Here is a 9,112-nt window from a genome sequence, read left to right as displayed (position 1 = left end):
TGGTGGCCCGGTCGGCCGAACGCGTCGGTGTCGTAGGGGCCGCGCTGGTGGGCGCCGGTGTCGTACTCGGGCCGACCGTGGGTCCCCGTGTCGTACTCCGACCGGGTGAAGGCGTCCGTCGAGCCGAGCGACGGGTCGTAGGCGGAACCGCCCTGGAACGCGCCGGAAGGGTGACCGCCGGTCAACGGATCGGCGCCGGACCCCGGGGCCGGATGTCCGGGCAGGCCCGGGCCGCCCATGGGCTGCCCGGGTGCGGGCGCCGCGCCGGGCTGACCGTAGCCGCCCAGGTCCGAGCGTTGGTGGGTCCCCGTGTCCATGCTCGACCAGATCGGGGAGGCGAACTCGTCGCCACCGCTCGATGTCGGCCGGAAACCCGGGTCCAACGGATCGGCCGCGGTGGGACCGCCCACGGTGGGCGTGTGGTCGGTGCCGTAGGAACCGGGGGACTCGTATCCCGTCCCACCGTGGTGGCCCGCACCTCCCGTGACCGGGTCGCCGTCCACACGACCGCGCCGCTCGGCGGCGGAGAGCGGCTCACGGCCCTCGAAGGGGTCGCCCGTGGAGGGCGGCGGCGGGGTCCAGCCCGTCCCCAGCGGATCGTGGTCCTGCGCGCCGTGTGTCGCGGGCGCCGCGGGTGGCACCGGCGGCAGACCCTGCGTGGGCGGGAGCGCCGACGGCGAGGGACCCGAGTCCAACGCGGCGGGTCGGTTCCACTGTTCGGTGGGCTGCTGTGACTCCGGGCGCCGCTGCGGTTCCGGTCGCCGCGCCGGCGGCTCCGGGGTGCCGCTCTGCCCCAGCCCGGCCAGCATCGCCAGGTCGGAGGCGCTTCCCCGCGGCGTTCTGGGCTGGTCGGAGGTGTCGTCGACCGCGCTCGGGCCCTGGTCACGGGTGTCGACGTGCTCGGGCTCGTCGTCGTAGTCCGTGTCGTAGTCGTCCTCGTAGCCGTCGGCGTCCCCCGCGCCGTAGGCCTCCTCGCCCCGCCGACTCCGAGGGCTCGCCTGTGCGGGCTCCTCGTCGCTCAGGCTCGACCAGAAGTCGTTGTCGGACAGCCCGTCGGAGTCGTCGTCCTCCCAGTCGACCCCACGCTGCCGTCGCCCCTTGGGTCGCCGTTCCGCCCGGTTCGACCTGCGGCCACGACCGCGCGACCCCGCGTCCTCGTCGTCGAGGTCCTCCTCCCGGCGTCGCCCTCGTGCCGGGCGTTCGTCGAGGTCCTCGCGATCGTCGCGGTCGTCGTCCTCGGCGTCTTCGTAGTCGTGGTCGTCGTCATAGTCGTCGCGTGAACCGAGACTGAGCGCACGCATCCCCAGCAGGAGGAGCACCAACACGGCGAGCACGACGACGACGGCGATGATGATGATGACGGTGACGGTCATGGTGTACGCACTACCTTGGGGAGGTCGGCCGCGTCCGGGACGCACCGGGGACCGGTCGTGCGGCGACCGGCCGGGGGAAGGCGGTGCCCTGGGTCCGTTCGGCCGTGAAGCGCCGGACCCACTCGGCTTGCGCGGAGTGGGCGCCGGGGCGCCGGTGCGGTCTCGGATTCAGGTGCCGCGCGGTGGGTGGACGGGAATCGGTCATCTGAAAAGGGGCGAGGGGCACAGCCCCACTGTATGTGTTGTCGCGCGTTGTGTGCAGAGGGCGACGGGTGCTTCCTCGGTTCGTTCCCATGGCCCGCGCGGCGCGGGTGCGTCCGGGACCGAAACGCCCGTGGTGACCTAATTCACTCGTTGTCGGTGACCAGCGAGCCGCGTGCGACGGCCTGTTCGGCGATGCCCTCAAGGGTCAGGTCCAGGGCCGAACCCTCGGGGAGGTCGAGGGTGCCGTCCAGCGCGTACACCGTGAACCGGTACGCGTGCGCGTCGTCCTCCTCGGGGCAGGGGGCGCCGTACCCGGTCTCACCCGTGCTGTTCTGCCCGACCTTCGCGTCGGCCGGAACGGTGTTCTGTCGGAGCTCCACGAGCTGCGGGTCCAGGTCGTAGGCGACCCAGAACACGAGTGCGGCCTGCGGGTCGTCCACGACCAGCGCGATCGACCCCACGTCGTCGGGCAGACCCGACCAGCTCAGCGGCGGGGAGACCGGCTCTCCCTCGGCGTCGCAGGTGTAGGCGGCCGGCAGCGGCTGTCCCTCCTGCAACATCGGGCTGGTCACGTTGATGTCGGTCGGCATCTCGCCGCTCAGCTCCGAGTTGAGCACGCCGCAGCCGGTCGAGGCGAGCAGGGCGGCCCCCGCCACGACGGCGCCAGCGCGGGCACCGTGCGGGGTGCGGGGTACGCCGCGCTCGGCGATGGTCCGGGTGTGAGGCAAGACCGGGAACAAAATGGGGCTCCTGCTGGACTTTCGGGCCATAAGGCGAGACTCGCTGTGCACCGGACCCGGCACACGGGAGAGGAACCCGGTGCCCGTCGCGGTGGAACCGTGCGCGCGGGGCCGTCGTCGGCGCCGTCGCATGGTCCTGAGCGAACCCTACTGTGGTCGGGCGCTCCGTGTGACTCCGCAGAGCACGCACCGGCCCGCACCACGCGAAGGGGCGGCGCCGCACGGGCGGCCCGCGCGGTCGGGGTCGCGGACGCCGCCGTGGGGGATCGGTCATCATGGTGCGGTGTGGTTCTCCATCCTCGGCCCTCTCCAGGTGGTCGACCCCTCGGGTGCTCCCGTCGGTGTCGGCGGCGCCCGCCTGCGCACTCTGCTGGTGCTGCTCCTGCTCCGGCCGGGGCGTCCGGTCGCGCTGGAACAGCTCACCGACGCCATCTGGGGTGAGGACGTGCCCGTGGGGGCCGGCAACGCCCTCCAGGCCCTGGCCTCGCGGCTGCGCCGTGCACTGGGGCCGGAGGCCCGCCTTCTGGGGGACGGCGTCGGATACCGCTTGGAGGTCGCACCCGACCAGGTCGACCTGCACGTGTTCGAGGACCGCGCGGGCCGGGGCCGGGCCGACCTGACCGCGGGACGGTTCGCGTCGGCCGCGCGGGCGTTGGACGAGGCGATCACCCTGTGGCGCGGACCCGCCCTGCCCGACCTCACCTCGCGCGGGCTGGCCGAGGAGGTCGCCCTGCGCCTGGGCGAGGCGTACCGCACCGCGATCGAGGACCACCTGGAGTGCCAGGTGGCCCTGGGCCGGGCCACCGAGGCCGTGCCCCGGGCGGAGGCGCTGGTCGCCGCCGATCCGCACCGTGAACGCCCCGTCGAACTGCTGATGCGCGCCCTGGCCGGGAGCGGTCGCGTCGCCGACGCCCTCGGCGTCCACACGGCCTTCCGGACCCGTCTGGCCGAGGACCTGGGCCTGGACCCCACACCCCGGCTGGGACGGGTCCACCTCGATCTGCTGCGGGGCGAGTCCCTCCCGGATCGGGCGGAGGGGGCCGGATCTCGTGTCTCCCCGGGTCCCGCCCGGGAGGGGTCGGCGCCGTCCGACCCCGACCCGTCCGACCCCGTCCCGAGCGTCGGGGGCGCCGAGACGACGCCCCCGATGCGCTTGCCCCGGCACCTGACCGACTTCGTCGCCCGCGACACCGAGGTGACCGCGGCGGTGGAGCGGCTCTCGGGCTCGCGCATGGTGACGCTCACGGGTCCGGGCGGGGCGGGCAAGACGCGTCTGGCCTCCGAATCCGCCGTCGCCCTCGCAGGACGGACCCCCGCCCTGGCCTCCGGCGGTGTGTGGTGGGTCGAACTCGCACCCGTGCGCCATGGCGCGGACCTGCCCCGGGCGGTGGAGGGCGCGCTGGCGCCGCGCGAGTTCCCCGTCCTCAAGGCGCGCACCGGGACCGGCCGACAGTCGTCCACGGACCGGATCGCCGCCCACCTGGGCGAGCGCCCCTGCCTCCTGGTGCTGGACAACTGTGAGCACCTGGTCGAGGGCGCCGCCCGATTCGTCGAGTCCCTCCTGGCGCGGTGCCCCGGGGTGCGGGTGTTGGCGACCTCCCGGGAACCGCTCGGTCTACCAGGGGAGGCCCTTCTGCCGGTGCCCTCCCTGGACCTGCCCCCGGAGGGCGCCGACGTCGACCGTGCCCTGTCCTGCTCCGCGGTGGAGCTGTTCACGGCGCGCGCCGAGGCGGCCCGCTCGGGGTTCCGCCTCACCGACGCCAACGTCGCCCACGTCGTGCGCATCACGCGTGCCCTGGACGGTATGCCCCTGGCCCTGGAACTGGCCGCCGCCCGACTACGCGTGATGTCGGCCGGTCAGCTCGCCGAACGCCTCTCCGACCGCTTCCGACTGCTGACCAACGGCAGCAGGTCGGCGCTGCCCCGGCACCGTACCCTGCGCGCGGTCGTCGACTGGAGCTGGGAGCTTCTGGGGGAGCCCGAGCGTCGCCTGCTGCGCCGACTCTCGGTCTTTCCCGCCGGGGCCGGCCTCGACGCGGTCGAACGCGTGGCCGCCGATCCGGACGGATCACCGGGCCGGGTCGGTGGCGAGGACGTGTGGACGACCCTGTTCTCCCTCGTCGACAAGTCCCTGGTGGTGGCCGAGAGCCCCGTCCGTGAGGACGCTCCGCCCACCTACCGGCAACTGGAGACGGTCCGGGCCTACGCGAGCGAACGCCTGGCCGAGTCCGGAGAGCGGGAACGCGTCCGCGAGGCCCACGCCCGTCACGTGGTCGACCTGTGGCGGCGTGCCGACCCCGAACTGCGCGGTCCCGGCCAGCGGTCCTGGTTGGCCCGGCTCGACGCCGAGGTCGACGACTGCGCGGTCGCCTTTCACTGGGCGGTGGAGTGCGGCGACGTCGAACTCGCCCTGGACCTGGTGGAACACGCCCAGTGGTACCTGACCCTGGACGGTCGCTGGCGTCAGGTGCACCGCTGGTCCGAACAGGTGCTGGAACTGGCCGGAGAGAGGGTGCCGCCGGGCCGTGAGGTCGCCTACGCGAGCTGCCTGTTCCACCGCACCGGGGAGATGACCGCGGGTCGCGCGGTGCTCCTGGAACGCCTGAACCGGGTCGAGGAGGTGCTCGAATCCGGTGGGGTGAGGGTCGAGGACCACCCGGTCCTCTTCCCCTGCCTCATCTACCGCGCCATGGCCGACGGCCGCCGCGACAGCCCCGCCCGGAGCCGTGTAGAGGCGGCGATCGGACAACACGCGCATCCGTGGAACCGGGCGATGGTGTCCCTCCTGGCGGCCCAGCTCGACATGGTCTTCGGGGACGCCCGGCGCGCCCGGGAGCGGGCCGAGATCGCCCTGACCGGGATGCGTGAATGCGGAGACGTCTGGGGACAGTGCAACGCGCTGGTCCAACTCGTGGACGTGAACATGACCACCGACCTGGAACGCTGCCGGGTGCTCTTGGGCGAGGGGCTCGACCTGGCCGAGTCCGCCGGTCTGGAGGGCCCGGGCCAGCTCTTTCGCGCGCTGCGGATCCAGGTCCTCATCGAACTCGGTGACCTGACGGGCGCCGAGCACGAACTCCGCTTCCTCCAGGACGACGTGGCGGAGGACGAACAGCGCGTGTCGCACCACATGAGCCGGATCATGTGGCTGGAGGCCACCGGAGACGTGGCGGGCGCACGCCGGCTCTTCGACCGGACCGACCCCCTGGTGCGCGGGCTGGGAGGGTTCGCGCCGGTCTACATCGAACCGGCCTGGCGCACGATGTCCGCCGAGATCGCCCGCTCCGAGGGTGACCTCGACCGGGCCTGGCGGGAGGCGGGACGGGCCTGGTGGGTGTCCCGCAACGGGTCCGACGTGTCCGGCCTCGCCGCTCTGGAGACCCTCGCGCGGCTCACCGTCGACCAGGATCCGAAGTGGGCCGCGGAGCTGCTGGGGTACACGGCGGGCCTGCGCGGGGTGGCCGACACCGCCTCCACCAGGGTCCGGGAGCTGCGCGCTCTCCTGATCCGGGCGCTCGGCGAGACCGAGGCCGCCCGGCTGGTCGCCCGAGGGCGGGACACCCCGCGAGACCGCATCCCACGGAACGTGGAGCGGTGGCTCGAACCGATCGTGCCCGACGACGTGGACGCCGGTGACCGGCGCCGGTGACCGCGACCGGGACCCGACGCCGGGGTCCCGGTCATGGCGCCCTCGCGGCGGGAACGCGACCGCCGGGCCTCTTTTCGTCGGGGGTGCCCGCCGGGAGGCCCGGATCGGCCGTGCGTCGCCGCGGGTGCGGGGCGTGATCCGTGTCCCGCACCCGCGGCGACGCCGGCCCCGCTCAGGTGCGGCGCCGGTAGGCCCACACGGCCAGCGGGAAGAAGATCGCCGTGATGATGACCGCCCACACCAGGGTCCAGAACACCGGACCGGCGACGTCGCCCCCGAGCATGAGCGCGCGCATGGCGTCCACCACGTGGGTGACCGGGTTGTTCGCGGCGATGGGCGCGAGCCAGCCCGGCATGTCGTCCGGCGCCACGAACGCGGAGCTGCCGAAGGTCAGCGGGAACAGCAGGATCATCGCGAAGGACTGCACCGCCATGGGGGTGCGCGCGAGCATGCCCACGAAGGCCGACATCCAGCACAGCGCGAAGGCGAACAGCAGCACCAGGGCCGCGGCCGCCAGGACGCCGAGGAACCCGCCCTCCGGTCGGAATCCGATGGCCAGGCCCACGAGCAACACCATCACCACGGTGATGGCGTAGCGGACCAGGTCGCCCAGGATCGCGCCGATCAGCGGTGCCGAACGGGCGATGGGCAGCGAGCGGAACCGGTCGAAGATGCCCTTCTCGACGTCCTGGCTGAGGCTGAAGCCCGTGCCCATGGTCGCGAAGATGACCGACTGGGCGATGATCCCCGGCATGAGGAAGTCGCGGTAGGTCTGCCAGTCGCCCATCATCGCCTGCCCGAAGACGAAGACGAACAGGGTCACGAACATGACCGGCTGCAGCATCAACCCGAAGACCTCTTCGGGGTTGGCCTTGATCTTCAGCACGCTGCGCCAGGTGAGCTGGAGCCCGTTCCGCACGGTCACCACAGGGCTGATCCGCTGGGAGATCTGCGGGACGGCGCCGGACGCGTCGGCCGACGGTCGGGCGGTCACGGCGCTCATGAACGAGCCCCCTCATGGTCGTCGCTGTCGGCGTCCTCCGCGGTGTGTCCGGTCAGCGCCAGGAACACCTCGTCCAGGCTGGGTTTGCGCAGGGACAACTCGCCCACGGTCACGCCCTGCTCGTCCAGGCGGCGGACCACCTCGGGCAGGACGGCCGCGTCGGTGACGGGCACGTTCGCCACCAGACCGTCGGTGGTGACCGGAGTGCTCGTCACCGCCTCGATGATCTTGGTGGCGAGCGGCAGTTGGCCGCTGTCCACCGTGCGCAGTTCCAGGACCTGGTCGCCCGCCTGGTTCTTGAGTTCCTCGGGTGTGCCCTTGCTGATCACCCGGCCGTGGTCGAGCACCATGATGTCGTCGGCCAGCTGGTCGGCCTCCTCCAGGTACTGGGTGGTGAGCAGCACGGTCACACCGTCGCCCACCAGGTCGCGCACCACGGCCCACAGTCCGTTGCGGCTGTGCGGGTCCAGGCCGGTGGTCGGTTCGTCCAGGTACAGCAGCGCCGGACGGCCGACCAGGCTCGCGGCCAGGTCCAACCGGCGGCGCATGCCTCCGGAGTAGGTCTTGGCCTGGCGGTCCCCGGCGTCGTCCAGGCCGAAGCGCTCCAGGAGTTCCGCGGCGCGCGTGCGGGCCTGGGCCCGGCCGAACCCCAACAGTCGGGCGATGAGCACGAGGTTCTGGGTACCGGTCAGCTCGGCGTCGACGGCGGCGTACTGGCCGGTCAGTCCGATCTGGCGGCGCACCTCGTGGGGACGGCGCACGACGTCGAACCCGCCGACCGTGGCGTACCCACCGTCGGGACGCAACAGCGTCGAGAGGATGCGCACGGTCGTGGTCTTCCCGGATCCGTTGGGTCCCAGGACGCCCAGCACGGCCCCCGTCCTGGCGGTCAGGTCCACCCCGTCGAGGGCGCGTTTGCCCTTGAACTCCTTGACCAGACCTTCCGCGCGGATGGCGTCGGTCATGAGAAATCCTCCGTTTCGGTGTCTGTCCTCAGTGTGGCGACCTGCACTGACAGAACGCTGATACGCGCTTCCGTCGGGCCCGACCGGGAATGTCGGGTCCGTGTGCACCGGGGCAGCGGGGACCCCACGTGGGAGGGAACGCCGGTCGGGGACGCGCCCTTCCCCCGAAAAGGCGCGATCCTCGCCGAAGCACACGATCGGAACATCTCCAAAGGCCCTAGACTCGGGCGTGTGACGAACACCCCGCCCCACGACGCCGTGGCCCAGCCGGAGGAGATGCCCGCCCCCGAGGACCCCGGGACGGGGGTCGCCGTCCTGCGCCCACCGCTGCGGAGGGTGAGCAGCCGCGCGATCGGGGTGTGGACCCTGCGGCTGGCCTTCGGCGCGCTGTTCAACCTGGCCCTCCTGAGCGCCGCGGCCTGGGCGCTCGGTGGCTTCGCCTGGGGGTGGGTGCCGACCCTGGTCCACGAGAACGCCTGGGCCTTCCCGTCCGCCTACGCCTTCTACGCCCTGCTGAAGATCGCCATCGTGCCCTCGTGGCGCTACCGGGTGCACCGGTGGGAGGTGACCGAGGACGTCATCTACACCCGGTCCGGGTGGATCAGCCGATCGTGGCAGTTGGTGCCGGTCAACCGGTTGCAGACGGTCGATCACACCCAGGGCTGGCTGGAGCGGGTCTTCGACGTGGCCACGCTCCAGGTGCAGACCGCCTCCTTCGCGGGCTCCTCGACCATCGAGGGACTGGACTCCGAGGAGGCGCGCCGGCTCAGCGAGGAGTTGGCCGTGCGCGCCGGGACGCTCAGGGACGACGCGACCTGATGGATCCACGACACGAACCCCACGGAGCCCACGAACCGGCCGAGGCGGCGGAGCCGCACGCGTCCGCGGGAGACCACGGGCCCAGGGAGCACACGGAGCCGCAGGGACGCACCGAACCCATGGAACCCACGGAGGCTCCGGGGTCCCGGGAGCACACGGAACCGCACGCGTTCACCGAGGCCGCCCGGCCCCAGGCCCGACCGAGGTTCGTCGAACCTCCCGCGTCCGCCACCGCCTCGGAACGCCACGAGGGGGAGGGATCCCCGGGTACCCCCGAGCCCGAGGGCCCCCACGAGTCCGTCGAGGCCGCCCGGCCCCAGGCCCGCCCCGGGTTCGCGGAGCCGTACGGTCCCCTCACG

Annotated in this window: 6 protein-coding genes and 1 pseudogene; 3 read left to right on the top strand and 4 right to left on the bottom strand. The window is 72.9% G+C overall.

Annotated elements, in window-relative coordinates:
- Positions 1–1,373: hypothetical protein (locus DSY14_RS25075; protein ID WP_211719084.1), on the bottom strand; the 1,373-nt coding region annotated here is incomplete at its 3' end.
- Positions 1,374–1,720: 347 nt separating this feature from the next.
- Positions 1,721–2,317 carry a YbhB/YbcL family Raf kinase inhibitor-like protein gene (locus DSY14_RS25070; RefSeq protein WP_249188436.1) on the bottom strand — a complete coding sequence of 199 codons (597 nt, stop codon included), beginning with the start codon at positions 2,315–2,317 and terminating at the stop codon, positions 1,721–1,723.
- Positions 2,318–2,600: 283 nt separating this feature from the next.
- On the opposite strand from DSY14_RS25070, the gene DSY14_RS25065 reads away from it, so the two are divergent.
- On the top strand, positions 2,601–5,966 hold the full coding sequence (locus DSY14_RS25065; protein WP_211719082.1) for a BTAD domain-containing putative transcriptional regulator: 3,366 nt from the start codon (positions 2,601–2,603) through the stop codon (positions 5,964–5,966).
- Positions 5,967–6,138: 172 nt separating this feature from the next.
- Here DSY14_RS25065 and DSY14_RS25060 read toward each other — a convergent pair whose 3' ends face one another.
- Positions 6,139–6,969, bottom strand: a complete 831-nt coding sequence (locus DSY14_RS25060; protein WP_211719081.1) for an ABC transporter permease — start codon at positions 6,967–6,969, stop codon at positions 6,139–6,141.
- Positions 6,966–7,934, bottom strand: coding sequence for an ATP-binding cassette domain-containing protein (locus tag DSY14_RS25055; RefSeq protein ID WP_211719080.1), 969 nt, complete (start codon positions 7,932–7,934; stop codon positions 6,966–6,968). Before DSY14_RS25055 ends, DSY14_RS25060 begins: the two co-directional genes overlap by 4 nt.
- A gap of 231 nt (positions 7,935–8,165) precedes the next feature.
- Between DSY14_RS25055 and DSY14_RS25050 the strand changes: the two genes are divergently transcribed.
- Both DSY14_RS25050 and DSY14_RS25045 read left to right on the top strand, forming a co-directional pair.
- Complete coding sequence (locus DSY14_RS25050) at positions 8,166–8,753, top strand: PH domain-containing protein (RefSeq protein WP_374224058.1); 588 nt, start codon at positions 8,166–8,168, stop codon at positions 8,751–8,753.
- Positions 8,753–9,112 (top strand): annotated as a pseudogene (locus tag DSY14_RS25045) (hypothetical protein); the annotation flags it as partial. The gene DSY14_RS25050 and the pseudogene DSY14_RS25045, both read left to right, overlap by 1 nt.

The sequence above is a fragment of the Nocardiopsis sp. MG754419 genome (assembly GCF_018207095.1).
Taxonomy (GTDB): Bacteria; Actinomycetota; Actinomycetes; order Streptosporangiales; family Streptosporangiaceae; genus Nocardiopsis.
The sequence above is the reverse complement of the archived record's forward strand: the minus strand, read 5'-3'. Positions and strand labels throughout refer to the sequence as shown.